This window comes from Brevibacillus sp. (genome assembly GCF_003521185.1).
Classification (GTDB): domain Bacteria; phylum Bacillota; class Bacilli; order Brevibacillales; family Brevibacillaceae; genus Brevibacillus; species Brevibacillus parabrevis.
The window spans coordinates 24,830-49,602 of the sequence record NZ_DOTK01000033.1; the positions used below are offsets into that span (position 1 = coordinate 24,830).

The 24,773-nt window shown below is 49.3% G+C and carries 26 protein-coding genes and 1 riboswitch; of the genes, 9 read left to right on the top strand and 17 right to left on the bottom strand.

Translation table 11 applies throughout. The features are described 5' to 3' along the window. Positions 1-303: 303 nt before the first annotated feature. Positions 304-597, bottom strand: a complete 294-nt coding sequence (locus tag DEP07_RS07970) for a spore germination protein (protein ID WP_173598122.1) — start codon at positions 595-597, stop codon at positions 304-306. A 159-nt stretch (positions 598-756) separates the two neighbouring features. After that, the gene (locus tag DEP07_RS07975) at positions 757-1,500 is read right to left on the bottom strand and encodes an SDR family NAD(P)-dependent oxidoreductase (protein ID WP_122962705.1); all 744 of its coding nucleotides are present in this window, start codon (positions 1,498-1,500) and stop codon (positions 757-759) included. A 227-nt stretch (positions 1,501-1,727) separates the two neighbouring features. Here DEP07_RS07975 and DEP07_RS07980 point away from each other — a divergent pair, with 227 nt between their 5' ends. Beyond that, complete coding sequence (locus tag DEP07_RS07980) at positions 1,728-2,654, top strand: LysR family transcriptional regulator (protein WP_173598123.1); 927 nt, start codon at positions 1,728-1,730, stop codon at positions 2,652-2,654. A gap of 87 nt (positions 2,655-2,741) precedes the next feature. Here DEP07_RS07980 and DEP07_RS07985 read toward each other — a convergent pair whose 3' ends face one another. From DEP07_RS07985 to DEP07_RS07995, 3 genes are all read right to left on the bottom strand, one after another. Beyond that, the gene (locus tag DEP07_RS07985) at positions 2,742-5,099 is read right to left on the bottom strand and encodes a glycoside hydrolase (protein WP_287102349.1); all 2,358 of its coding nucleotides are present in this window, start codon (positions 5,097-5,099) and stop codon (positions 2,742-2,744) included. Positions 5,100-5,222: 123 nt separating this feature from the next. Next, on the bottom strand, positions 5,223-5,978 hold the full coding sequence (locus tag DEP07_RS07990) for a VanZ family protein (RefSeq protein WP_217021841.1): 756 nt from the start codon (positions 5,976-5,978) through the stop codon (positions 5,223-5,225). Between the two features lie 4 nt (positions 5,979-5,982). After that, positions 5,983-6,309, bottom strand: a complete 327-nt coding sequence (locus DEP07_RS07995) for a PadR family transcriptional regulator (RefSeq protein ID WP_173598124.1) — start codon at positions 6,307-6,309, stop codon at positions 5,983-5,985. A gap of 500 nt (positions 6,310-6,809) precedes the next feature. Between DEP07_RS07995 and DEP07_RS08000 the strand changes: the two genes are divergently transcribed. After that, entirely contained in the window at positions 6,810-7,076 is a 267-nt protein-coding gene (locus tag DEP07_RS08000; RefSeq protein ID WP_063229664.1) for a KTSC domain-containing protein, read from the top strand. A gap of 231 nt (positions 7,077-7,307) precedes the next feature. Here DEP07_RS08000 and DEP07_RS08005 read toward each other — a convergent pair whose 3' ends face one another. From DEP07_RS08005 to DEP07_RS08055, 11 genes are all read right to left on the bottom strand, one after another. After that, positions 7,308-8,066: a hypothetical protein gene (locus DEP07_RS08005; RefSeq protein WP_287102350.1), complete on the bottom strand. Its 759-nt coding sequence runs from the start codon at positions 8,064-8,066 to the stop codon at positions 7,308-7,310. 117 nt (positions 8,067-8,183) lie between these two features. Further along, positions 8,184-8,789 carry a hypothetical protein gene (locus DEP07_RS08010; protein ID WP_173598126.1) on the bottom strand — a complete coding sequence of 202 codons (606 nt, stop codon included), beginning with the start codon at positions 8,787-8,789 and terminating at the stop codon, positions 8,184-8,186. Positions 8,790-8,808: 19 nt separating this feature from the next. Further along, positions 8,809-9,414, bottom strand: coding sequence for a hypothetical protein (locus DEP07_RS08015; RefSeq protein WP_287102351.1), 606 nt, complete (start codon positions 9,412-9,414; stop codon positions 8,809-8,811). 247 nt (positions 9,415-9,661) lie between these two features. Beyond that, complete coding sequence (locus DEP07_RS08020; protein ID WP_217365384.1) at positions 9,662-10,408, bottom strand: amino acid ABC transporter ATP-binding protein; 747 nt, start codon at positions 10,406-10,408, stop codon at positions 9,662-9,664. Positions 10,409-10,422: 14 nt separating this feature from the next. After that, the gene (locus DEP07_RS08025; RefSeq protein ID WP_173598127.1) at positions 10,423-11,082 is read right to left on the bottom strand and encodes an amino acid ABC transporter permease; all 660 of its coding nucleotides are present in this window, start codon (positions 11,080-11,082) and stop codon (positions 10,423-10,425) included. A 99-nt stretch (positions 11,083-11,181) separates the two neighbouring features. After that, complete coding sequence (locus DEP07_RS08030; protein ID WP_122962695.1) at positions 11,182-11,958, bottom strand: amino acid ABC transporter substrate-binding protein; 777 nt, start codon at positions 11,956-11,958, stop codon at positions 11,182-11,184. Between the two features lie 213 nt (positions 11,959-12,171). Then, positions 12,172-12,879 carry a DNA alkylation repair protein gene (locus DEP07_RS08035; protein ID WP_281869416.1) on the bottom strand — a complete coding sequence of 236 codons (708 nt, stop codon included), beginning with the start codon at positions 12,877-12,879 and terminating at the stop codon, positions 12,172-12,174. Between the two features lie 54 nt (positions 12,880-12,933). Then, the gene (locus DEP07_RS08040; protein ID WP_122962693.1) at positions 12,934-13,269 is read right to left on the bottom strand and encodes an AzlD domain-containing protein; all 336 of its coding nucleotides are present in this window, start codon (positions 13,267-13,269) and stop codon (positions 12,934-12,936) included. Beyond that, positions 13,260-13,934 carry an AzlC family ABC transporter permease gene (locus DEP07_RS08045; protein WP_122963243.1) on the bottom strand — a complete coding sequence of 225 codons (675 nt, stop codon included), beginning with the start codon at positions 13,932-13,934 and terminating at the stop codon, positions 13,260-13,262. The genes DEP07_RS08040 and DEP07_RS08045 overlap by 10 nt, the downstream gene beginning before the upstream one ends. An 81-nt stretch (positions 13,935-14,015) precedes the next feature. Next, a complete protein-coding gene (locus tag DEP07_RS08050) occupies positions 14,016-14,834 on the bottom strand; it encodes a TrmB family transcriptional regulator (RefSeq protein ID WP_122962692.1) in 819 nt (272 codons plus the stop codon). A gap of 105 nt (positions 14,835-14,939) precedes the next feature. Next, complete coding sequence (locus DEP07_RS08055; RefSeq protein WP_122962691.1) at positions 14,940-15,122, bottom strand: hypothetical protein; 183 nt, start codon at positions 15,120-15,122, stop codon at positions 14,940-14,942. A 194-nt stretch (positions 15,123-15,316) separates the two neighbouring features. Continuing rightward, positions 15,317-15,400: riboswitch (cyclic di-GMP riboswitch) on the top strand. 240 nt (positions 15,401-15,640) lie between these two features. On the opposite strand from DEP07_RS08055, the gene DEP07_RS08060 reads away from it, so the two are divergent. From DEP07_RS08060 to DEP07_RS08080, 5 genes are all read left to right on the top strand, one after another. Next, complete coding sequence (locus DEP07_RS08060) at positions 15,641-16,189, top strand: GNAT family N-acetyltransferase (protein WP_122962690.1); 549 nt, start codon at positions 15,641-15,643, stop codon at positions 16,187-16,189. Position 16,190: 1 nt separating this feature from the next. Further along, entirely contained in the window at positions 16,191-17,654 is a 1,464-nt protein-coding gene (locus tag DEP07_RS08065) for a methyl-accepting chemotaxis protein (RefSeq protein ID WP_122962689.1), read from the top strand. A 234-nt stretch (positions 17,655-17,888) separates the two neighbouring features. Further along, positions 17,889-19,508 carry a sensor domain-containing diguanylate cyclase gene (locus DEP07_RS08070; RefSeq protein ID WP_122962688.1) on the top strand — a complete coding sequence of 540 codons (1,620 nt, stop codon included), beginning with the start codon at positions 17,889-17,891 and terminating at the stop codon, positions 19,506-19,508. Between the two features lie 252 nt (positions 19,509-19,760). Continuing rightward, positions 19,761-20,216, top strand: a complete 456-nt coding sequence (locus DEP07_RS08075) for a MarR family winged helix-turn-helix transcriptional regulator (protein WP_122962687.1) — start codon at positions 19,761-19,763, stop codon at positions 20,214-20,216. 61 nt (positions 20,217-20,277) lie between these two features. After that, entirely contained in the window at positions 20,278-21,474 is a 1,197-nt protein-coding gene (locus DEP07_RS08080; RefSeq protein WP_122962686.1) for an MFS transporter, read from the top strand. 191 nt (positions 21,475-21,665) lie between these two features. Here the strand turns inward: DEP07_RS08080 and DEP07_RS08085 are convergent, their stop codons facing one another. Continuing rightward, on the bottom strand, positions 21,666-22,355 hold the full coding sequence (locus tag DEP07_RS08085; RefSeq protein ID WP_173600155.1) for a response regulator: 690 nt from the start codon (positions 22,353-22,355) through the stop codon (positions 21,666-21,668). A gap of 432 nt (positions 22,356-22,787) precedes the next feature. On the opposite strand from DEP07_RS08085, the gene DEP07_RS08090 reads away from it, so the two are divergent. Both DEP07_RS08090 and DEP07_RS08095 read left to right on the top strand, forming a co-directional pair. Continuing rightward, on the top strand, positions 22,788-24,083 hold the full coding sequence (locus DEP07_RS08090; protein WP_287102352.1) for a helix-turn-helix domain-containing protein: 1,296 nt from the start codon (positions 22,788-22,790) through the stop codon (positions 24,081-24,083). Further along, complete coding sequence (locus tag DEP07_RS08095) at positions 24,037-24,501, top strand: ABC transporter substrate-binding protein (RefSeq protein ID WP_287102353.1); 465 nt, start codon at positions 24,037-24,039, stop codon at positions 24,499-24,501. The genes DEP07_RS08090 and DEP07_RS08095 overlap by 47 nt, the downstream gene beginning before the upstream one ends. The last annotated feature ends 272 nt before the right edge of the window (positions 24,502-24,773 follow it).

Genomic DNA, 24,773 nt, shown 5'->3' on the forward strand with positions numbered 1-24,773 from the left:
CTATCACCTGCTTGCGCTCATGCACCGTGCACGACGCCGATAATTTTACCAAATTTTGTTTGCCGTCAAAGCAAAAACAAAAGGAGTAACTTTCGCACTGACAAATTCCTAGATTCTCAAAAAAAATGACCCTCTTTCAAAGGATCTGAATATGTTGGCGACAAGTTTGCTTCATTTTACCATGTATTGCTTAAAGATCAACATCCACGCATGCGTCAGAAGCGACAGTTTTGCAAACTTCCGTCACCAGACTGACGTTTTGCAGCTTGTCCGGTTTAAAGCCGCAGGCAACCTGCAAAAACGTTAGCTCCGTTTCCGCCGTTTCGCCCGCCTGGCCCGTCTTGTCGGTCTAACCCGTCCCGCCTGTCTCGTCCGTCTATTCCGTCTCTTGAGCCGCAAACTCCCCCGACTCTCCCCCACGCCCCATGTATTCGTCTCGCTTTGCTTGTTGATGACATTCACAACATTCCCGCTGTTTCCGCCGCCTGAACCGGAAAAGGATTTGCTGACGCTTTTAGGAGAGTTGTTCGCCGTATCGCCAAAATTGACAGTACCCGAATTGTTGGTAATCTGTACATTTCCCACATATGTCGGCACTCCTCTCCCTCCTGCCCTTGTGCTTTTGGACTACTTATACAGTATGTTCGGCAAAACTCGCCTGATTGGACGATGGTTGATAGGTTCCACAAAAAAAGTCTCCCGCATGACAACTGCCACACGGAAGACTCGAATTTTCCCCTTTTATTCGCTCTGCTTTTATTGCGCGGTGTATCCGCCGTCTACCAAAAGGCTTGTCCCTGTCACAAAAGATGCATCGTCACTGGCGAGGAACAAGACTGCCTTCGCGACTTCCTCCGGCTTGCCGAGCCGTCCCATCGGATGCAAGGAAACGAGATGCTCGTTCATTGCTTCATTGCGTCCGGCAATGAGCGGCGTATCGATATAGCCTGGGCACACGGCATTCACGCGGATGCCTTGTTTCGCATACGTAATGCCCAACGTCTGGCTGAGCAGCTTCACGCCGCCTTTTGCCGAAGAGTAGGCAGTAACTCCCGCTTTTCCGGCATGGCTGTGAATCGAGCCGCAGTTGACAATCGCTCCGCCCGTTCCTTGCGCCAGCATTTGCTCGATGACGTATTTATCGCACAGAAACACACCCGTCAGATTGATGTCGATCGTTCTTTGCCAATCGTCGGTGCTGAGCAGATGCGCAGGAGCGTCCTTGGCGATCCCGGCGTTGGCGAACAAAATGTCTACCTGGCCGAACCGCTCCACGGTAGCGTCCACCATGTGCTTCACTTCCGCTTCTTTCGTCACATCTGTCTTCACAAACAACGCTTCGAAGCCAGCTTCATTCAACTCTTTCGCCAGCTCGTCGCCACGCGGGGAAAAGTCGGCAATGACGACCTTTGCCCCTTCCTGCGCGAAAAGACGCACCGTCGTTTCCCCGATCCCGCTTGCTCCGCCTGTCACGATTGCCACTTTATTTGCCAGTTTCATGATTGTTTCCCTCCGTTTTCAAATGGATGCTAACGCACAGGAGATGAACGCGCTGTTCCTCCGCCATCGCTGACGAATCCCGCCCCGGTTACGTGGGCAGACTCGTCAGAAGCGAGGAAAAGCACCATATTGGCTTGCCTTGCTTCTATTATAGACCTGCTTTATATTCAATCATATGCAAACATACTTAGTGCAGATTAAGTATAGCTAAAGGATGGAGGAATCCCATGCACCTGGAACAGCTTGAATACATCGTGGAAATCGCCAAGGCAGGCTCTTTGACCAAAGCCGCGCAAAACAAGCACGTCACGCTGTCCGCCATCAGCCAATCCCTCTCCAGTCTGGAAGCGGAGCTGGGCATCGCCCTGTTCACTCGTTCCCGTCTCGGAGCTGTTCCTACATCCGAAGGTCGAGTCATTATCAAAAAAGCTTTCGAGGTGCTGAGCAAGATCGAGGAAATTCAGGAGGAAGCGCAAAGCAGTGCCAATACGCTCAGCGGCGAACTGAGATTGGCGACCATTCCCGGCCCGATGGACTTGTTGGTGAACGCCGTGTCCAGCTTTAAAAAGGACTACCCGCAAATCCGCATCGAGATCGCCGAAAAAGGTTCGCAGGAAATTTTGGAGGACATCGGGCAGGACAAGCTCGATATCGGCCTGATTATTATGTACGAAGGTTTGCTGAAAAAAAGCGCCGGGCAAAGGCTGAGCTTCGAGCCTGTGCTGGAAGGCAAAATGGTCGTAGGCATCAGCAAAAGCTCGCCGCTCGCCTTCCAGGAGTCTGTCAGCCCCGAAGAGCTGCGGCGGCATGCTTTCGTGCTCTACAACGACGACTACGTCAAATGGTTTGTCGCAGACTTTGCCGCCAAATACGGCCCTGTCGATATTTTGTTCACGACAAACAACACGGATGCCATCCGCAATGCCGTGCGGGAAAATCTCGCCGTCACGATCGGACTGGACTATTCCTTCATGCACGACCCGCATTTGCAAACGCTGGACATGCGCACTCTCGATCTCGACATTCCCGAGCAGCAACCCGTTCACCTAAGCTGGGTCCGATCCTCGGAACGGCATTTTTCCCGCCTGGCAAAAGGCTTCACGGACCGTCTTCTGGCGGATTTGAAAAAGAAAAAATTCGGGCCGCTGTCCTGAAGACAGACGACAGCCTGTGCCGTCCAGCGCGAAAAAGGCCGCCGTACACGGACGGACAGCCTTTTCGCCTGCTTTCATCTCGTCTTCCTATTCCACTCCCGCCTGAAAAGTCCGGGTAATGGAACCATCGATGATCAGCGCAGATTTCGCCTTGACCAGCTTGTTCTCATACGTAAAATCCTTGCTGGAATAGTTGACGATGACTTGCAAGTCTTGTCCGTAGACGGCCTTTTGCACCAACCTGTCCTTGGTCAATACGGCAAAATCAGTCATCGGGCGTTGCACGGCTTTTTGATGGAACGGCGTCCAGACTTGCAAATGCCGCATGATCGTCTCTTTGTTGGACTCCCAGACGCGGTTGTCCAGATGGTAGAGCGGCGGCACGTTGTACAAAAGCTCGCCAAGCATGCGTGTGCCGACCTCGCCTTTGATTTTCAAGCTGCCCCATTCCCAATGATGGCTGGTAATGACCGACTCGTTGTACACGAGTTTGAACAAAGGCAGCGAGTACGCAGGATCAAGGTAGACATGCCGGTATTCGTCCTTGAGCGGAACCTGTTTGGCATAGCGCTCGGGAATTTCGCCCGCTGGCGACCAGTAGCCGCCTACATAGTACGGACTGGTCTTGTTTTGGCGCATATCCGGGTCTGACCAGCGAATGACCGGAGTCTCAATCCCGTGGGCGTAAGCGATGCTGCCGCTGGCAAAGTCATTGCCCGTCTCCGATCCGATCACCATGTCCCATTCGTCGCGGATGTAGTTCATCCGCGCAAGCTTCGCCTGCATATCCTGCTGCTGTGTAGTCGTATGCTCCTTGGAATAATCGTCGTGGAACTCCCCGGCGGCGTCCACGTCGATAAACCACGAGTTAAACCGCACGCCAGTCCCCATGATCTCACTCATTCTCTGCTTCACGCTGGGCAACGACAAAGTCGGATTCAACAATCTGCCCCGCTGCAAAAACCCGCCTTTTTTCTCCCCGTTTTTCTTCGCAATCGTCGCCTTCTCATACAAGCTTTTGTCCGCGAAAATCGCTGTGTTCCAATCCGGATTCTCTTCTTTATGAATCGAATGGTAGGAATCGTAGGTCGCGATCAAATAGCCGGCATCGTTCGCTTGCCCGATGAACGCAGGCTTCATGTAGGCAGCCGTCCAGTCTGGCAGACCGATCCAGGCGCGCGCAATGCCTGCCTGTTGCATTTTTTGCAACAGCTTGAGGGAATCGGTATCCCCCCATTGCTCCACAGCGGGAACGGCATCCTGCAAGACGCTTTTCAGCAATCGCTTGTTCAGTTCGTACAACTCGACTTCATCGAGTTGCTCCACGCCTTTTGCGATCAGCGCTTTTGCCTTGCTGTCCGCGATACCTGCAAACAGCTGCGGATTGTAAAAGTCGCGGGAGCGCAGCGCGTAGTTGAAGCCGTTCAAAATCGCCTTCCTTTGATAGGCAGCGACGTAATCTTGCTTCATGATCTCTTTCAGTTGCGCAATGCTCTCCTGCCCGTCCTCCTTGTTGTCGGCCAAAAGCTTGACGAGCCAGTTCGTGAAGTCTTTGCCCAGCTTTTTAGCGAGCATCGCCCACTTGACGTCGTCCTCCGCCAAAAACGTTTTGTTCCATATGTAGAAATGCGGTGCTCCGTACAGCTTTTCCACGTTCGGATTGGCGGCCGCCTTTTGTGCGAGAGTCGTGAACTCGCCCTGATTTTGGATGATTTGCTTGTACAGTCCGGCAATCTGCACCGGGTCATTTTCGGTCACGTACAGGCGAAAGCTGTACGACTTGTCAGGATTTATCGAAGGAAACTCATGCGTGAACTGCATCGAGATAGCCGGGTCGGCGGCAAAATCGAGCGTGTTGTTGAACATGTTGTCCACCATGTAAAAGATGGCGAACTTTTCCTGGTTCAAGGCGAAAAAGCGCATGGAAAACGACTCGCTAAACGCCAGGCTCTCCTCCCGCAAAAACGACTGCCAGGCTTTGTCTGCCGCCGGAATCCATTTGCCTTCCCCGAGCGGCAGCATATAGCTCTGAGCCTTTACTTGCGGCCAGGAAAAGCTCTCCGCTCCCGTCGAAGTCAAGGAAATTTGCAGATGGTCTGCCTCTTTCGCGATCTTGACTTGCAGCTTGTCGTCCGGGTAGTTCCAGCTCACTTCCTGTTCACTCTTGTGCAAATTCTCGACCCGGCGCGCTGGCAAAGGCTCTGACGCCCGCTCCCGGCTACCGCCGCTTTCGACAAAAAGCTCAAACGTCTCCGGCTTCACCTCAAAAGAAAACGGCAGCGCTTGCTCCGGCTGCTTGGCAAGCTGTTTTTGTCCTCCGGCTTGCCCCGCTGTTGCAGCGCCTGTCTGCTCGAATGTTTGCTGAACTTGCGCGGTACTCTCACACCCGCTTGCCATTTGCAGCAGCAAGGCGAGAACGATTAGTCGCGGAATATGTCTTTTCATGGTTCCCTCCATTATCGAATGACTACATACATCGTATTACGATGTTTATGGCCGCAGGAAGCGTGGAGAAAAAGAACGACCTTTCCTCCTGCTATTTCCTGCGCTGACGCACCTGCTTTTTCATCAGGAAAATGTGGAAAACGGCTTGTCCGTCCCAGCTTTGCCCCGTTGTTTGTACACAAAAGCCGCGCCTGCGCGAAACAATCCGTAGCCGCACAGCCCGCCAAGCACATTCAGCAGCAGATCGTCCACATCAAAGCTGCCCAAAGCAAGCAAAAACTGCAAAAACTCGACGCCCAAGCTGGCAAACAAAGCGGTAAAAAACACGCGATGAATGCTTTGGAACGATAAAAACAACAGCGGCAACAGCAATCCGAGCGGCACAAACAGCGCGATGTTCCCCAGCAGATTGTAAGCGATCGTATACACGCTGTAATGTTCAAAGTGGAGCACATAATCAAAAAGCGTCCGCATTGGCAGCGTGTTCTGAAAAATATGCGTATATTCAGCCGCACCGTATTGCAGCATCCGCGCTTTCCAGTCCAGTGTAAACGCCCTGCGGTGCCATCTGTCCGGGGAGAGCAGCAGCAAATAGCAGCTCACCGCCACATACAGTCCAAACAAGCCAAGAACCCACTTCCTCACGTACTTGTCGATGAGCGGCATAGACATCGCAAGCTGCCTTTTCAGGATGTCCACAGGCCCGAAGCGCTGGATCGTCAAGGAAGCAGCGTCCCGCTCCGTATGTCCCGCCTCTTCGATCAGCTCCTGCTGCATGCTCGTCAGATGGTCCAACAGCTCGTCTTTCATATCTTGCTTTTCTTTGCGCGAGCACGGCAAATCCCGAACGACCTGGTCGACGTATTCTTCCAGTTTCACGTTTTTACTCACTTCCCTCGTTGCAGAGTGCAACCAGTCTCGTCAGACTCTGCCAATCTTTCATTTTGGCAGCAAGCAGCTTCTGCCCTTCCCCGGTGATCCGGTAATACTTGCGGCGGCCGCCTTCCTTGGATTCTCCCCAGTACGACTCCACCGCTTTTTGCGTCTCCAGCCGCTTCAAGGCCGGATAAAGCGTCCCTTCGCCAATCTCGTACATCTCGTCACTTTTCTCCCGGATTTTTTTGGCCAACTCGTAGCCATACTGATCCTTCTGGGCAATCAGCGAGAGCAGCAACAGATCGATGCTCCCTTTTAACAACTCCTTGTTCACAGTAACAACTCCTTCGCGAGCATGAATAGAGAGTAGCACAATATACATCGCAATACAAGGTACTTAAAAAAGGCAAATCCAAACAAAATATTTTTGATTCTATGTAATTATTGACAAAAATAAAATAGGTAATATAGACTATTTTCGACAACACTTTTCATAGGTCGACAGATTTATTCAGAAAATTCCTCCTTGCTCTACAACCAGATGATAGGTCCAAAGAACAGGGCGGAGGGAAGATGTCCTGAGCACTGCTTGCAGATCAACGTTCATTTTGTGACTTCATTCTCTCAAACTGGAGGAATTAACATGCTTGCTACCCTTCCAAACATCGCTCTTAACACGGTTCTCTTGGCTCATTTTATTATCGGTGTGCTATTTCTATATGCCGAATACAAGTTTTTGAGTAAAATAAAAGCCTCTAAGGAATAGAAGCCATAGATGCAACATGAGAAGCATGTGAAGCAAGAGAAGCAAAAGCAAAAGGAGTTTGCACCGCAGTGAAATCATTTTTTCGCCAAATGTTTTCCCGACAAACAAAGACCGAAGAAGAGCCCAAGTACAAGCAGCTGGATTCTGACTTGATCAAAGCAGCCCGCTACGATCTGGAAGCCAATCACCTCTACATCCAGTTTCACGATGGCCGCGAATTTGTCTACTGCAAGGTCTCCCCGTATGCCTATAATGCCTTCCTGAATGCTGATTCGTTCACTGATCATTTTCATGCCTTCATCAGTCATCGTTATTTGCACTACCAGGTTATGTAGAAGCGCGATAACTGGACTGTAAAAAGCCCTCCGGATACATTCCAGAGGGCTTTGCGCGCGTCATCTATAGACTATTTTGTACAGCGGTTTGCATAGCCTACAGATTCATTTGCAAAATTTCTCTGTGCTCTACAACCAGATGATAGTTCCGAAAGAACAACGCAGAGAGAGGATGTCCAGAGTGCTGCTTGCAACTCACCGTTCTTTAACGGAGCGCAATATCTGATCTGTTCATTTATGACTTTGTGCTTTTTTCGTTAATTGATCCACATAGTCCACAATGATTTTTTTGATCTTGTCATTTCCGTAACCATGTATGAACGCATTTTCTTTGGACCAGTACAAAGTGCGAGAACTGGAGCCATCATGGAGATAGATGATTACCATATATTCTTGGGACCTGGGTGGCAGACTCTTGTAAATTTTTTTGAATGGGACATGGTCCAGTGATAAAAATTCGGCGGCAAATTGGAAAGTATCCTCATCTGATAAATCAACTGAATACACCTTATCGTTTTTATCAGTATATTCCAAGGTGACTTTCTTCACTTTTCCTGAGATATCGAAAAAATCCTCTATTTTTTTCGCATCCGGATTTTCATTTGCTTCATAGAGTACATTCCCAACGAACACCCGGAATTTCTCCAAATATCCTTTGACTTGATAAATCGGCGTTCCAATTTCGGCCCAGGTTGCGTCCCCATTTTTTATGCGATAGCCCAAACAAACGTTTCCATTTACCTTAAAAGAGACTTCGCCTATTTTCTTGCCGCGTTCCAAACCTTTTGTATCAGATTCGTAATTGCGGAGATACTTTACGTCGTTCCACATCAAAATGGCATCATACTCATCGACTATGATCTTGCATTTTTGCGTAGTCGGCTGACCGCTATTGATCATGGGTTTTTGCGTGGACATGAGATTACTGGGAAGATGTGTCGTGTCATTCAACAAAAGCATTATCGTCAGGGGGATTAACGCAAGATTCATTGCACGCCCTCCATTACCTTGATCTAAATTCCAAGACGCATCCATTACCAATTTGTTACGTATTTCCGCGATGTATTAAAAATCCGAATGGATGTTCTCCAATCGGATCTAATGTTATTACTCAACTAACTTGTATTTTTTGACTACCTGTTCTTTTAACTGGTTATAATGTTCAATCTGATCTCCAAAATAATCAACTTCGCTCAAATCATTATAGTCAAAGTTTTTTCGTATGTTTTTTCCATTCTCATGGATTCTGTTATTATATTTACCTTGATACAAACCAGCAATTGCATAGCCTTTTTTATTTTTTACCGGTTTTAAAAACAAGGTGTATGTTTCGTTTTCGACCATAAGACTATACCCATTAATAGTAAAATAGGCGCCGTTTTCATCCACGATAGCAGGTTCGTATACGATAATATTGTCGTTTTTCTGGAGATCTCCTTCGAATACCTTTTTAATTTCTACAACGGAATCTGAACGAAATACTTTGCCTTCGACTAAGTTAGAAGGTATCGTTTCTCGCTCTCCAGTAAACGTGGCGTGAACGATTATCGGTGCATCTTCTTCCAGCTCACTCAAATTACTGAACGGCATAACTTGCCCATGATAAGAAATGATTTTTTCGCTTTTTCTCGCATCGACAGTCAAATAATTCGATGTCCATAGTACTAACCCAGCGGCTAAAGCAACCGATCCTGTCATTATCCATTTTTTCATGATATTCGATTTACACCCCTTAATATTTCCATTGTAGATTGCTGACATCCAAATCTGTGGGGCTAGTAAGAGTCCCTTTTCCGCTAACCATAACTGAGTCAGTATTCGCTGGCTGATGCTCCAATGCGTATACGTGCCCAAATTCATGTACTACTGTCTTTTTTCGGTTCGTATTGTCAAATTTATGTTTTCTCATATTTTCATAGGATAAAAGCACCACCGATGCGTCCCACCGACTGTTATAGCTTGTGTCTTTGCAAGCACCGTTACTATTGTAGTTGCAAGGTAACATAATCCCAGGCAGATCTCCTAGATGGGGATTGTCATCTGAATTAAAAATCATCAAGTCTGGACGGTCACTGATCCAGGACACCTTTTCAAAGCCGAAATTAACATCGTCTATAGAGGAATATTCGGAAATCGCCCAATCGATCTCCTCTGAAAACAAACTTTTAGCGCTAGGGGCTATCATATATCTTAAATTTTGAGTAACTGACAAATTCTTAAATCCCCCGCCAGAGTAGAATGCTTTTGCTCCAGTGAGCGGACCCGATGCAGAGACGACAGAACACAACGATATAGATAATGCAATCATCAACGCAGTTATATTTTTCCTTTTATTCATAATACATCCTCCTTTACAAGGATAATTAAATCATATAAGGAAAATTTTGCATATAAAATATCTGCTACAAAAAAGGGTTACATCTAAGCGAAATGTAGTGCTGATTCGTTCACTGATCATTTTCATGCCTTCATCAGTCATCGTTATTTGCACTACCAGGTTATGTAGAAGCGCGATAACTGGACTGTAAAAAGCCCTCCGGATACATTCCAGAGGGCTTTGCGCGCGTCATCATCTTCATAGGCTATTATTTTAGCGCACGCTGCAAAAAGGCGCGTGTGCGCTCGTATTGCGCATTCGTGAACAGCTCTTCCGGCGTTCCCGACTCTACGACTTCCCCGTTGTCCATAAACATGATCCGATTCGCCACTTCTCTGGCAAACCCCATCTCGTGCGTGACGACCATCATCGTCATATGCTCGGAAGCGAGCTGCTTGATGACTTGAAGTACCTCGCCAGTCAGCTCGGGATCGAGCGCTGACGTCGGTTCGTCGAACAGCAAAATATCCGGATTCATCATCAGCGCCCTGGCGATGGCGACACGCTGCTTTTGTCCGCCTGACAGCTTGGCGGGGTACACCTTCGCCTTGTCCGCCAGTCCAACCTTCTCCAGCAGCTCCGCGCTGCGTGCGCGAATGGCGCTGTCTGCCTCTCCCTTGACCACCTTCGGGGCGATCTCCAAGTTTTCTTGCACAGTCAGATGCGGAAACAGATTGAAATGCTGGAAGACCATCCCCATTTTCGCCGTGATGCGCTTGATTTGCTGCTGGGTGCTATAGACGCCGTCCTGCACCAAAAAGTCGTCCGTCACACGGATGCTCCCGCCGTTCACTTGCTCCAGATAGACCAGACTGCGCAGCATCGTGCTTTTTCCAGAACCGGACGGGCCGATCACAGCGACAACATCATTCTTGTTGATCTCAAACGAGACATCCTTCAAGACGGCCAGCTCGCCAAACGATTTTTTCAGATTGGTTACTTGAATGATTGCCATTTCACGCCAGTCCTTTATTCGAATTTGAATCTTCTCTCCAGCCATTTAAAAAACAGCGTCAACAGGAGCGTCATCAACAAATAGATGATGCCTGCGATGAAAAAGGGAACGATCGTAAAATCCCTGTTTACGGCAGTTTGGGCAAAATGCAGCAGCTCAGGTACAGCGACAGCGTAGAGCAGAGCCGTATCTTTTACCAGCGTAATCGACTCGTTGGAGACAGCCGGAAGCGCCACGCGAAACATTTGCGGCAAAATGATTTTGACTGTCGTCTGCCATTTGCTGAAGCCGAGAACTTGCGCCGCTTCATACTGTCCGCGATCGATGGACAGCAGCCCGCCGCGGAAAATTTCCGCAAAGTAAGCCGCGTAATTCAGGACAAAACCCAAGCAGGCAGCGACAAAGCGATCCATTACCAAATATTCGCCAATCCCGGGCAAAAGCGGCAGCCCAAAGCAGATGAACAACAACTGCAACAGCAAAGGCGTCCCGCGCATGACGTAAATGTACGTATGTGCCAGCCAAGCCAGCGGTCTGACGTTGCTTTTGGCCAACAACGTCAGGAGAAAACCGAGCGGAATAGACAGCACAATCGCGATCAAAAACAGCAGGACCGTCATTTGCGCCCCTTCCAGCATCGGCTTTGTAATCGAAACGATATATTCTAGACTCATAGTGCATGCTCCTATTTTGAAAAAGGTAGGCGTTTGCTCTTGTTCATCGCGACAAAAGCGTGGCTTCGCCCATCTGCCTGGCGAAGCCACGTTTCTTTCCTATTTCAAGACGCGATTCTCACCAAACCATTTTTCCGAGATTTTCGCGGCAGATCCATCCTGATTCATGGCGTCAAGCGCCTTTTGCAGCTCGTTCAGCAGTGCTTCGTTGCCTTTTTTGACTCCGACGCCGTACTCTTCGGGAGACAGCGATTCCTCCAGGAACTTGAAGGTTCCTTGATCCTTGGTCATGTAATAGTCCGCTACCACCTGGTCAATCACGACGGCATCGATGCGGCCGATTTTCAAGTCACTGAGAGCCAGCACGTTGTCAGGAAACTCGGTGATCGTTTTGATTTGATCTTTCCATTCGCTTGCATTCAGCGCGTCAGCTGCCGACGACATCTTTTGCAGCCCTACCACTTTGCCGTTCAGATCCGCCAGCTTTTTCATGTCCGAGTTCGCCAGCGTTACGACGACTTGTGCGTTCTGCAAATACGGCTTGGTGAACAGCACTTTTTCTTTTCGCTCATCCGTAATGGTATATCCGTTCCAGATCAAATCGATGCGGCCGCTGTTCAATTCGGATTCTTTGGAACCCCAGTCGATTGGCTGAAACTCCACCTGCTTGCCCATTTTTTCGCCAGCAGCCCGGGCGTAATCGATATCGAAACCGACCAGCTCATTTTTTTCATCGCGAAAACCCATTGGCGCGAACTTGTCGTCGATCCCGATGATCAGCTTGTTCGCGTCAGCGCCTGTTTTTTGACTGCCGCAGCCGACTACCAATGAAAATACGGCTCCTACCAGCAAGGATAGCAAAGCAAATTTTTTCATGATGATTCCCCCTAGTCCGACTATCTCTATATTTTACTCTGATAAAGTGGTAATACGTTAACAAGGTATCATGATAGCACATCATCAGAAAAGAGTCGATACTTTAGCAAAGAAAAGCGAATATGAAAAAGATTCCAAATAAATAACGCCGGGATTTCTCCCAGCGTGCGCTTGTTTGTATGCGGATTCTCCCGCTCAATCACGGGATGCGAATTAGCAGATGCACGTCTTGCGCTTCTTGCCGATGGCTCCGCGCGCTACGATTTTTTCGATATACGCAGTCGCAAGCGGCACCTTGCACGCCGTATTGCCGACGTCGACGTGTACTTTCCCGATAGCCTCGGCAACTTCCACCGCTTCGGCATGCAGAGCAGGAACATAGGCTCCTGCCGCGATGACAAAATGATTCATCGTGTACCGCACCCGGTTTCGCTCCTCGTGCACGGTCTGTTGGACTCGCGCAAGCAACGACCTGATCTCCGGCAAGTCCAGCTGCTCGTCAGGAGCGACCGACAAGTAGTTCGCGTACGTGCTCCAGCCGCATGCGGCGATCATTTCCGCCTCCGCTTCTATCCACTCGCGGGCCAATTCCAGTGCGAAAGGGCTTTCTGCCGCCACTCCCGCTACCGTATACTCCGCGAGCATATACCAGTACGCCTGTCTGACCCAGCCTTGCAGCTGCTCCTTCGTCACCGTTTTTGGATCGATGGCCAGCCCTGCCAAATACATCGCATCATGATTGCCCGTCTCGTACAGAGCCTGCACCAGCTTTTGATCGCGCTTGACCTCTTTCACCAGCTTTTTCATATCGCCAATGCGCACGCCGAAGAACGGCTCCCTGGCGCCGTGGCGCAAAAAGGTCTTTTTTGTCTGCTCGCTCCCCAGCGCTTCAAGCTTTTGCAAGACTTCTTCCACAGTCATGTCTTTCGCCCTCCCTTTTTCTCTAGCATAACCACTTCTGCATTGCTTTTGCCCTTATAGAATAGAAAAAAGGTAGCGCAGGACCATGATCGAAGCCATCCCCACGACCACCGTTCCCAGCAAGCTGCGCGTCCAGATCGCCACGAGAAAAGTCGGGATTGCTGCCATCAGCTCGACATTGGTCAACAGCGGAGCCAGCTTGCCTTCGTGCAAAAACAGCTCCTGTCCGACCAGCGCGGCCATGACGGAAATCGGCACATAATGCAGCCAGCGGACACCCCATTCGGGAAGCTGCATGCGAGACAGCACCATCAACGGCAGTACCCGCGGCAAAAACGTGACCAAGGCGCAGCCAGCAATGATAAGAAAGACGTCCCATCTCACTTCCATCGTTCGATCACCATCCCGATTGTCGATGCGCAAAACGTGGCAACGATGACGCCAAGGTTGCCCGGGTACACGACTGATACCCCGACTGCGATCACGACGGCGCACACAGCCACGAGAACGTCCCGCCTGATCTGCAAGCGGCTCATCATCGCCAGAACCAAAAGCCCGATGAACATGGCTGGCAAGGCGAAATCAAGCCCCAGCCCTTCCGGATTGGCAATCCATTGCCCAAAATAGGCGCCTGCCAGGTTGGCGACGATCCAGTTCAAATAAGCCGTCACATTCAAACCGTGCATCCATTTTTCGTCGATCTGTTTTTTCTTCGCCGCTTCGTTAATGGCAACCCCGAATGTTTCGTCCGTCAACAGCGAGCCTACCAGCATGTTCTTGAACGCTGACAAATGGCGAAAATAAGGAGAGAGAGCCGCACTCAGCAAAATATGGCGCAAATTCACAAACAAAATCGTAATGATAATTCCTGTAGCCGAGCTGCCCGCCGCGATCATGCCTGCCGCGATGAACTGTGCAGAGCCTGCGTACAGCAAAATGCTCATCAAAGCAATTTCCATGATGCTCAGCCCAGCCGTCTTTTCCAGGACACCTGCCGCAAATCCGATGCTCAAATAACCGAGCAAGGTCGGAATGCAATCTTTGACCCCCTGCATGAAGCTTCCCTGATCTCTTGCGTTCGACAACGTTTCTACGTGCAGTTGCTCTCGCCCCACTGTTCTCCCTCTCTCTCTTTTTCACTGCTGGTTAAGAAAGCTTTTTCCCGTAACCACCTGGTAAAGATCCGGTTTGTTTCGCCAAAGCGTCTCGACTTTTTCCGGTCCCAGCACCTTTGTCACTTCTGCAAACATAATGTCGTGGCGAATGTACTCGACAGCCACCAAAACGAGAGCCGGGTCCTTCGTTTTGACGGCCCAGGCAGCCGTATTTGGCGCAAAATTGGCGATCAGGACTTCCTCCAAATCTCGCGCCACGATCGTGAGATGCCCGCCCATGCGCTCTTCTGCGACATCTGGCGCCATGTAGTCATGGTGATACGTCGTTCCCACCCGCGTCTGTGCTTGCCCAAACAGCACGGTAAAAACAGAAATGCCTGCCTCTGTGCACGCATCTACACTTTCCTGGATAGCCGGCACCTGCGGCTCCCAGATCGACAGCCATACTTCTCCTGTCGCCTGCTTGATCATTTGCCGCATCTCCGTCAGCACCAGTTCGTCGCCGCTGATCCGGCGAATCACATCGACTTCTTGCTCAGACTCCAAAGCGGACAAGCTTTTTTCCAAATAGTCGAAGGACTGCTCGAACTGTCCACGCAATCTGCGAATCAACTCTCTGGCCGCAAGCGGCGCGTAAGTCACAGGCTCTGAAGGCACCGTATAGACCGCCCCTTTTTCCAGCAGCTTGCCTATGACCTCGTAAATCATCGAGCGCGGTACGCCGGAGCGCTTGCTGATTTCGTATCCGGTAATCGGAGAATGCTTCAACAAGCCAATGTAAGCCTTGCACTCGTATTGGGAAAAACCGAGCTTTTGCAACTCTTTGTAAATGTCGTCCATATCGTCCTCTTTAGTCGTTAGTCTTATACTCACTATAATGCCTCTCCCGCCAAACATGCAACAAAAAAAGCCCTCGGCATTCGAGAGCTTTTTTCACACATGCTGTTAAGCGATTTCTTTCACTTTAATATAAGAAACGTTTCGCACATTGATGACGATGTCGTCGTACTGGAGCCATCCATCTTTCTGGTTGGCGACCATCTGGATGATCTCTTCCGGTTCTGTCGTCTCAATGCGGATCACTTCTCCCCCTGAAAAGTGAAATTCGATTGTTTTCGTCTCTGCCATCCTCTCATCCCTCCTCTTCTCTCTATCTTTATCGGATGGATGGTAAAATTTTGTTACGCTACTCTTACCGTTACCTTAATTCTGACTATTTTTATAAAGAATTGGTTATTTTTACCCTACCAAAACTTGACAAGACTGTTTCTTTTGGATTATATTTTGCATGATTCGACATGACTATACATTTTTCGCAAACTGAATGACAAAGGCAAAGTCATCGAAAGGTGGCGACGCAAAACCACGGGTCTAAAGTCTTCGACCATGACAGCCGGGTTGCCATACATCATGTGCGTAATTGTGCGATGATGGTGACTGAAGGCTGTTCCCGTGTGTGGAATGGCCTTTTTTGTGTGAAAAACGTCTCGACGTTTTTCAGGAAATTGGATGTGGCCGCTTGCGGTCAACAAAACGGTCATGGCCGTTTTGTGTGCAATCTCATAGAAAGGAGGCGCCAGTCCATCTATCAACAGTAAACTTGTACATGAAAAATCAAAAGAGAGATAAAAATGGAGTGGAGTATTATGTACAAACTGGTTGATTCAGTAGAGTCTTTGGCGAGTTTTCACCAAATCAAGGAGAGCGTTTGGACCTCCATGGGCTTTGAAATGGAATACGTCAAAAATGGTTCCGATGCTTATTTGCTATTGTCAGAAGATGACGAAGCAGGCGGTACTTTTGAATTTACGCCACATGAAAAATCTTCTGCTTTTCTCCGCGATTTGTTTCAGGACGTGTTGAGCGCCGATATGAAAGTGGTGGAAGTAGACAGTTTCGCCGTCTTGCCGAAATACCGCGGAAAACTGGGACGTTGGGGCGTTGCCCTCATGATCGATTATGCTGAAAAACACGGTTATACGCATGCAGTCGGTTTAGCAGACCCGGCTTTTTTTCAGTTGATTAATACAAAATACAACGTCAAAGCGACACAAGTGAAGGATATGGTCTATTACAAAGGGGCGAACGCCATCCCGACCATTTTTCACCTGCAGGAAGCCTATACAAGCAAGGACCATCCCGCATTTTCCTGGTATCAAACGCTTTGCAAACAAATAAAAGTTGAGGTTAGCTGACATGGAACTTTTACAAAGAAGAAATAATTGGGTCGTCATTGTTTTTGCAAGCATCATTACCGTGGTGCAAATCGTGAATCTCATCATGGGAGTGCCGATTTCCTTCGTCTTGACTGTGCTCGGTATTTTGTACGGAGTGCTGGCGCCGTTCGCGTATTTGTCCAATCGTCCGGCGTGGCGCGACAAAATGGCTCCATTCATGAAGTTTTTCAACTTCGCGGTAATCGGCATCTTCATGTTCATAATTACCGGGCTTGATCCTTGGCTGGTCAATATTATGACCATCATGTTCTTCGTAGCCGTCATGGGGATTTATCAGGACAGGCTGATCAACATTTTGACGATCGTGGCAGCGCTCGGGATCGTCACGTACTACTTCCTGACAAATGGCGAGGCGATTTTTTATACCTCCAATCCGGTTCATTTGATGTACTACCTGCTTACCTTCTGCTTCGTATCGGCAACAAGCATGATGCACGCGATATTCAACAACAGACTGCAACAGGAGAGCGAAGAACAGAAGCAGCAGGCGATCGCTTCCAAAGAATCGCTGCAACGCATTTTGGATCAGATCAACGAATCGCTCAGCTCTGTGCAGGAATACCAGGAGAATCTGAACAAGGTGACGGATGGCGTGAATGTCCGGGCAGTTGAAACCGTCGCTTCCCTTCAGGAAATCATGCGCTCCTTCTCTGTGCAAACCGACAACACAAACGAGCTGCGCCGCGAGATGGGCACGACCAATCTCCAGGTAGAAGACATGACCCGTTCTGTTACAGAGATGCACGATTACGTAGAATCGACGAAAGAAGCGACCAATGAAAGCGGCAAGCGCATCAATAACATCGGCAGCGACTTTGAACGCTTCATCAAGGACATCCAGGATACGAACCGACTGATTCAAGAGCTGAACAAAGAAACGGAATCGATTGAAAAAATCATCCAAACGATCTCCGATATTTCGGCACAGACCAACCTGCTCGCACTCAATGCCACCATCGAGGCGTCCAGAGCCGGTGAGCATGGCCGTGGCTTTGCCGTCGTAGCGGATGAAGTGCGCAAGCTGGCCGAGTCTTCCAAAGTATCCTCCGAATCGATCTCGACCTTGTTGATGACGATTCGCGAAAAAATGAAGCTCGTTTCCGACATGATCTCCGAGTCCCAGGTGTCTTTTGAAAAGAACAGCGAAGGCATTATGGAGGTCCAAGAAATGTTTACAAACGTGGACAACTACATGCACAACTTCGCGGAAAAAACCAAAAATCTGCAAGAGTTCATCGTCCACGTGCACAGCATGATCCAGGAAGTCAATGCAAAAGTCGAAGTCAACGCAGACATTACCGACAAGAACAAGGAAAGCCTCGAAGAAGTTCTCGTGCTCGTCTCTGACCAAAAAGAAGAGATCGTCAAAGTATCTGGCGGCTTCGAAAAGATCGAGCAACAAATTCGCGGCTTGAACACGTAAAAACCATTGGCAAAAATTCCACTGAAACTGTCCTCTTTTGAGGGCAGTTTTTTGCATTTATGGCAATAATGTTACCTAATTGTTACAACTGTGAACGAACCTCAACTTTTTTCCATCAAATTATTTTTTCTGCATAGCATGTCCTCCTGGTATCGCTTATAATACACATGAATTTTTTCCGTTTGCTTTCCTTCCATCATGGATCGATCCAACGCAAAGAGAGGCCATAGCCATATGCCTGTTATACATCGTTTCAAGCTGAGCCCGGGGAAAAAGATTGGTCTGACTGCCCTTCTGACGGGTCTGGTTTCCTTGTCCATCGTGTTGACGGTGACAATTTTGCTCGTCGCATCTTATCAGTCCAAGAAGAAGTCACTGATCGATACCACGCTTACTTTGAACTATTCAAGCGCAAGCAAAATGAGTCAAATGATCAATTCCTTGTTCATCTCCATGCGAAGCAGCTTGCGTTATTCCGCCTCAGTCGTAATCGACCACCCCTCGCAGACGCAAAAAGAAGCCGACGAACATCTGGATATCCTTCGCAAAAGCAGCAACTATTTCAATTCGCTAACTGTCGTGGATGAAAACGGGATTATCCGCACCGTTTCTCCGGCGTCCATCGGCACAGTCGGCCAACACATTATCACCAAGGAAGGCAACTATGCCCTGGAACTGAAAAAGCCCTACATTTCCTTGCCCTACATATCTGCGAGAAGCAACCGCCATATTTTGTTCATGAGCGAGCCGATCTACGACAAAGAGGGCAAATATCGCGGCTTCATCGGCGGAACCATCTACCTCCAGGAGCACAACATCATGAACATGATCTTCGGCAGCGCGGCAACGGATACGACCGGATCTTCTTTTTCCATCGTCGGCTCCAACGGGCAGTTGCTGTTCCATCCGGATGAACAGTTGATCGGAAAAGATCTCAAATCCAATCCTGTCGTAAGGAAGCTGATGGCTGGGCGAAGCGGTCATGAACAAATGGCGAGCATACAGGGCGGGCAGTTGCTGGCCGGCTATGCCCCCGTTGCCGAAAACGGCTGGGGCGTCATGGTCACCTCTCCCATCGAGTTTGTCTACAACGAGCTGCATAGTCAGGTGAGACTCATGCTGGTTTATTTGCTGCCCCCTTCCCTGCTTTTGCTCCTGATTGTCATCAAGCTGGCCCACACGCTTGCCAGACCTTTTGTTCAGCTTGCCGACCTGATGAGCAAGATGGGCTCGGAAAAAGTAGAGCTTCCCCAAAATCGGCATCACTGGAACCGGGAAGCTGATTTGTTGACCAAAGCTTTTCGCAATGCCGCCAAAAAAATCAAGCGGAAAACAGACCGTCTCACGCATGAAGCAACGACTGACGCGCTTACGGGACTTGCCAACCGCCGTTCCGTCGAAAATTTGCTGCAACAATGGTTGCGGGAGAACAAAAGCTTTTCCATCCTGCTGTTGGATATTGATCGCTTCAAGCATGTAAACGACACCTTCGGCCATCCTGTGGGAGACGAAGTGTTGAAGCTGTTTGCCCAGATCATGACAACCTCTGTCCGCAAAAGCGATGTTTGCGGGCGGTTTGGCGGAGAGGAATTTATTGCCCTGCTCGGCGGCGCCTCCAGCGAAGATGCCTTTTCCATCGCCGAGAAAATCAGATGCAGCATGGAAAACAGTGTCACACCAACTGGCCAGACGATCACTGTTTCCATCGGGATCGTCAGCAGCACACGTCAGCTTCACTCCGTTCCCGCTTTGATTGAGCTTGCTGACCAAGCGTTGTATCAGGCAAAGCAGTCCGGCAGAAATCGGGTGGTAGTAGCCCAAACCGCGCAACCAAAAAACAGGCTTGATTCGTAAAAACTTGCGTGAGTGAACCCCTGTCTGTCACTCGCGAATAGCAGAGATCGCCTTGGACGCCTCGACGTTCAGGCGATTTTTTTATGCGCCCGTTGACAATATAAGCATCGGGATATATAGTTACTATAGTTAAGTTAACTAAACTAAATTACTTTGCAAGGGCTTTCTGATCTTGTCTTCTGTCTTCTGTCTTCTCCCGGCTCATTTTGTTCAGACTTCGCGCAAATACTATTGTTCACGAGGAGGAAATCCATGCTTGCCGAATATCGAAAAATCGTCCATGAGTTGAACGATGCCTTTTACGAGTATTACATGTACTACAATAAAGTCGCGAAAAAGCTGGATGAGTTTCAGTTGACGCTTCAGCAGGAAAACTTGTTGCAGTACATCATTCGCAATGAACGGGTGACCGTCAACGAGATCGCCGCCTTTTTTTCCATTACGAAAAGCGCAGTCAGCCAAGTGTTGTCTCATCTGGAATCCAGGACGTTTATCAGGCGGGAAAGCAATCCGGAAGATCGCCGGGAGTCGTTTATCCTGCTGGGAGAAGCGGGGCAAAAATACGCGGAGTTGATGGATGAAGCAGACGAAGCGTTTGTGAAACAATACTTTTCCCAAATCGACATGAGCGTGCTCGAACAAATGCTGGAAACGATCAAAAAGGTCAACCGGGCCATAAAAGAATCAGCAGATACAGAAAGCCGGTAAAAGCAAGCAGCCGCGGCTGTGAGCGGATTGTAAATTCATTGGAGAGTTAGTGGGGAAAACCATGAAAAGGAACAACAACCAAAACTGGTCTTTAGGTTTAGTCTTGTTTAATTTATTTATTGCGTACGTCGGAATTGGCCTGGTCGTTCCGGTCATGCCGTCCTTTGCCCATGAGTTGAACCTGAGCGGAGAAGTCGTGGGCTACTTGATTTCCGCCTTTGCCTTCGCCCAGCTTCTCGCCTCGCCGATTACGGGCGTCTGGGTCGATACGTTTGGCAGAAAGAAAATGATTGTCTTCGGCCTGTTCTTGTTCGCATTCTCGGAGCTTATGTTCGGATTGGGCAACCAGGTCTGGATTTTGTTTTTGTCGCGAGTTTTAGGCGGAATCAGCGACGCTTTCATTATGCCAGCTGTCATCTCTTACATTGCCGATCGCACTTCGCTGGAAGACCGCGCTCGCGTGCTGGGCTATCAGGCTGCCGCCATCAGCGGCGGTTTCATCATCGGTCCCGGACTGGGCGGATTCATCGCAGAGCTTGGGATACGCGCTCCATTCTTTTTCGCAGCCGGATTTGCTGGTATCGCCGCCGTTATCTCGCTGTTTGTCCTGGAAGAGTCGCTGACGAAAGAACAAATGGCAAAAAATAAAGCGCAAAAAGTGAGCGTCAGCTTCATCGGTGAGATCAAAAAATCGTTCCGCTCGATCTATTTTGTGCCCCTGTTGATTGTGTTTGTGCTCTCTTTCGGCCTTGCCGCATACGAGATGATGTTCAGCCTGTTTGTTGATGCCAAATTCGGCTTCACTGCCAAAGATATCGCCGTCATCATTACCGTCGGCTCCGTTTTCGGCGTAGTTGCCCAGATCGCTTTCTTTGAGAAGCTGGTGGACAAGTTTGGCGAGAAAAACATGATTCAAACGACGCTCGTGACAGCCGCGCTGTTTATTTTTGCGACGGTCTTCATCAACAGCTATTGGGGAATCATGGTCGTCAGCAGCATCGTGTTTTTTGCCTGCGACTTGCTACGCCCTGCTGTAACCACGCTGCTTTCGAAGATGGCCGACGAGGACCAGGGCTTTGTCGCCGGGATGAACTCCACCTATACAAGCCTCGGAATTATTGTTGGTCCCGCAGTCGGTGGCATTTTGTTCGACTGGAACATCAACTTCCCGTACATGTTCGCCGCTGTCGTACTCTGCGCTGCCTTTGCGCTGTTTGTTTATTGGAAAAACAAGCTGCGAGCGCCAGCGCATGGGTAAAAAGCACTTGCGCAGCTGCGGAAGTGAGCGGATGTCGGGCTATCTCGGTTATTGCACGGCTTGGTTTTAACATGCTGTCGCTTTGTTACTACTGGACATGGAACTGCTTGTTTCTAGACACGGCACCGCTCGTTTCCAGCGGTGTTTTTTCTTTTCGCTGAGAACTGATCTCCCACTCGCTGCTACAGGCGCTACTCCTTCGCCCCCTGCTTTTTTCGTCTCCCCGGTCGGAGGCTTGGCGTAAAGAGTCCTCTTTCGTAAGCATACCGAACAAGCTGCGTCCGATTTTTCAACCGCAGCTTGAACAAAAGCTCCTTGAACTGCTTCCTGACCTCGTTCTCGGAAAGCAGCAACTCTTCCGCAATCTCACTGTTTTTATACCCTTTGCACAGGCAGCCGAGCAGCGCCATCTCCGTCGGGTTCAAGCCAGGGCGGTTGAAGTGGCATGGCTTGTCTGCCATAAATTCCTGCAAAATATGATAACCCAGCTCACGCGGCATCGGCGCATCATCTATCAGCACAGAGCGCAAATATTCGTGCCGCGATGCGGGATGCAACGTCTTCAGCAAGTACCCTTGGGCACCGTATTTCAACGCTTCAAAAAAGCATTGCACATCCGTCGAATCGGACTGGACGATAACTTTGCTGCCAGGATTTTGTTCCTTGATTCGCGCAATCGCCTGCCATTCATCCTGATCCTGCAAATTCAAATCAATCAGCACTGCTTTTGGCGCAAACTTGTTGGCCAGCACTGCCGCTTCCGCAGCCGTATCGGTTTCAGCCACGACCTGAAACCCGCTATCCAACTGAAGCAGTCGCCGCAACTGCTCTCTTGCCTCCCGGTTGTGGTCTGCAATCAATACTGTAATCATCTCTGTCATGTTAGTTTCACCACACTCCGCTTTTTCTTAATCCTACTCCTGTCGGGACTGCTCCGAAATGCCCCAATCGGGTCATATTTCGTTAAGAAGCGATGACAATTCCATGGCAAAAAGTTCACAAAGAGCGAACAGCAACTTCACATAAAAGCCAACAACAGCTTCATGCCTCTCGCGAATTTGCCTGAATGTGCCCTTGCTGATGCACCTGTCCCGGTTGATGCCGCTACGTGCAGGGCCAAACCGAAAAAGGGGGATTGCGTGTGCTCCGCTGTTTTTTGTCGCCCTCGCTCCTGCTCTGATCCGATGTGCCGACCTCTACTAGCTTTCCTCACCCTTTTCAAAGGACGCGTCCCAATTTCTCTTTGCGCCGCGAAACCAACTAATTGTATAATGGGCACGCAATAAATCCGTTTATAAATGAGGTGACAACCCTTGCCTCTTGATTTGCACCAGGATGAACATATTCAACTATGGCAACATGCCGATATTCAAATGGTTTCGATCCAAAGGCATACACTGGCGGCAGGCGCCAAAGCCTTTTCATTCTCTTTTCCCTCAAACGGCTTTCTCTGCACAAGCATAGGAAGCGCCCTGATGCTTTTCGACAACCAGATTTACTCCGCACATGGCATGCAGGTGTTTCATGCAGCCGCCAAAAGCTGGGTTGAACTGAACGCTGGCAAAGATGGCCTGGACTTCAGCCTGGTGCTGTACGAAGCTAGTGTTAGCCGTGCTGCTCCTGCCAAATTCGAAACGCCTATGCATTCTCTTGAGCATTCATTCCACATGCCCTATTCCTTCACTCCTGCCCAGCCGACTCTGTTGTATGACATCTTGGAACAGATGCATGACTTGTCGCGCCAACAGCATGCGATGGCACAGTTTCAACTAAAAGCGCAATTTTATCAATGGATTTATCAGGTCGTGAAGCAATACCACTCACAATCGCCTGCGCCCCGGACGACGAGCCCGGTCGAACTGGTGACAGAAGCTCTCGAATACATGCTGGACCATTACGCCGAGCCATTGACGCTCGAATCGTTGGCTTCCGCGTTGAATTGCAGCCAGGGGCATTTGTCCAATCGCTTCAAGCAAGTATTGAACCGCGGTCCGATTGATTGCCTGATCCGCTTGCGCATGGAAAAAGCTCGCAAACTGCTGGCAGAAACCGCTATATCGCTAAAGACGGTTGCTATGGCAGTCGGTTATCAGGATGTGTACTATTTCAGCCATGCCTTCAAAAAACATTTCGGCTTGCCTCCCAGCCTGCTGCGCAAACAGCTTGCTGCAAATGAACATCTTACATCCGCAGCAGGAAGAAATCACATTGTTGCTCCAGATGGGACATGTTATTTTGATAATGATAATTATTATCAAAATAACGACGGAGGGTCAAGTCACATGTTTATAAACAAAATGATGGTGCCCGCCAGCTTATTGTTAGCATTTGGTCTGCTGCTCGGCGCATGCGGCAGCAATCCGACCGAGTCGGCAACTGGCAACAAAGGCGGCAGCGCAACGGCAGCTTCACAACCCGCTGCAACAGCAGAGAACGATACCAAGCCTGCAACCCGCATCGTCTCCACATCGATGGGCGATGTGGAAATCCCAGCCCATCCGGAGCGGGTCGTAACAGATGTTGGGCATTATGCTGAACAAAGAAGCCAAGGCGGACTCATTGGTGCAAGACTTGGACAAACAAGTCGAATCAACCAAGAAGCGTATTGACCACATTGTAGGAAAAGACAAGACCGTTACTGTTTTTGACGGCGGCGCTGTTAAAACGCTTATCCTTTACGGCAACGCCTTTACCGGACGAACAATCCATGGCGAGTTGGGTCTGCCAATGAACGAAAATGTAAAACGCGACATCGACCCGAAAGTAGGCTGGCTGCAAATTTCCAGCGAAGTCATTGGAAAATACGCCAGCGATTATATTTTCATGGCTGTCGATGCCAAAGCCGAGTCATTTGATTACGCGAATGATCCAATCTGGAACACCTTGGATGCCGTCAAACAAAACCATCTGTACGAAATTGACGGTTACCGCTTCTATTTCTCTGATCCGATTTCTGTGATGGGGCAACTAGAGGATATTGCCGATATGATGGAGGAGAGGGAAAAGGCTAGTGTTAAGCGGGGATAGTGGTGGTGCTGGAGACTTCGGAGTTTTGCCGTAGGCTTGAAGAACAGAAAGATGCCCCTAACGTTGAGTAGGGGCATTGTTTGTTATGCGGGGATTGAATTTTTTACTGAGTTTTCGACAGGCAAAAACGAGTATAACGTCAATGGAACGGTGATATTGTGCTGATTTTGAAGCTTTCCACTAGGCTTTCGAACGCAGGTGCTTGGTCGTCTACATTTGACCTGCTCTACAGTGCTAATCCCGAAGCTTTCGAGAGCGTAAAAAGTTTTGTG

Excerpts from the sequence above, each read along its gene's own strand:
- DEP07_RS08075 (WP_122962687.1), top strand. The coding sequence starts at position 19,761 with ATGCTTGCCGAATATCGAAAAATCGTCCATGAGTTGAACGATGCCTTT.
- DEP07_RS08015 (WP_287102351.1), bottom strand. The coding sequence starts at position 9,414 with ATGAATAAAAGGAAAAATATAACTGCGTTGATGATTGCATTATCTATA.
- DEP07_RS08020 (WP_217365384.1), bottom strand. The coding sequence starts at position 10,408 with ATGGCAATCATTCAAGTAACCAATCTGAAAAAATCGTTTGGCGAGCTG.
- DEP07_RS08025 (WP_173598127.1), bottom strand. The coding sequence starts at position 11,082 with ATGAGTCTAGAATATATCGTTTCGATTACAAAGCCGATGCTGGAAGGG.
- DEP07_RS08005 (WP_287102350.1), bottom strand. The coding sequence starts at position 8,066 with ATGAATCTTGCGTTAATCCCCCTGACGATAATGCTTTTGTTGAATGAC.
- DEP07_RS07975 (WP_122962705.1), bottom strand. The coding sequence starts at position 1,500 with ATGAAACTGGCAAATAAAGTGGCAATCGTGACAGGCGGAGCAAGCGGG.
- DEP07_RS08030 (WP_122962695.1), bottom strand. The coding sequence starts at position 11,958 with ATGAAAAAATTTGCTTTGCTATCCTTGCTGGTAGGAGCCGTATTTTCA.
- DEP07_RS08065 (WP_122962689.1), top strand. The coding sequence starts at position 16,191 with ATGGAACTTTTACAAAGAAGAAATAATTGGGTCGTCATTGTTTTTGCA.
- DEP07_RS08050 (WP_122962692.1), bottom strand. The coding sequence starts at position 14,834 with ATGGACGACATTTACAAAGAGTTGCAAAAGCTCGGTTTTTCCCAATAC.
- DEP07_RS08085 (WP_173600155.1), bottom strand. The coding sequence starts at position 22,355 with ATGACAGAGATGATTACAGTATTGATTGCAGACCACAACCGGGAGGCA.
- DEP07_RS07985 (WP_287102349.1), bottom strand. The coding sequence starts at position 5,099 with ATGAAAAGACATATTCCGCGACTAATCGTTCTCGCCTTGCTGCTGCAA.
- DEP07_RS08010 (WP_173598126.1), bottom strand. The coding sequence starts at position 8,789 with ATGAAAAAATGGATAATGACAGGATCGGTTGCTTTAGCCGCTGGGTTA.
- DEP07_RS08070 (WP_122962688.1), top strand. The coding sequence starts at position 17,889 with ATGCCTGTTATACATCGTTTCAAGCTGAGCCCGGGGAAAAAGATTGGT.
- DEP07_RS08060 (WP_122962690.1), top strand. The coding sequence starts at position 15,641 with ATGTACAAACTGGTTGATTCAGTAGAGTCTTTGGCGAGTTTTCACCAA.
- DEP07_RS07980 (WP_173598123.1), top strand. The coding sequence starts at position 1,728 with ATGCACCTGGAACAGCTTGAATACATCGTGGAAATCGCCAAGGCAGGC.
- DEP07_RS08055 (WP_122962691.1), bottom strand. The coding sequence starts at position 15,122 with ATGGCAGAGACGAAAACAATCGAATTTCACTTTTCAGGGGGAGAAGTG.
- DEP07_RS08080 (WP_122962686.1), top strand. The coding sequence starts at position 20,278 with ATGAAAAGGAACAACAACCAAAACTGGTCTTTAGGTTTAGTCTTGTTT.
- DEP07_RS08045 (WP_122963243.1), bottom strand. The coding sequence starts at position 13,934 with ATGCAGGGGGTCAAAGATTGCATTCCGACCTTGCTCGGTTATTTGAGC.
- DEP07_RS08040 (WP_122962693.1), bottom strand. The coding sequence starts at position 13,269 with ATGGAAGTGAGATGGGACGTCTTTCTTATCATTGCTGGCTGCGCCTTG.
- DEP07_RS08035 (WP_281869416.1), bottom strand. The coding sequence starts at position 12,879 with ATGACTGTGGAAGAAGTCTTGCAAAAGCTTGAAGCGCTGGGGAGCGAG.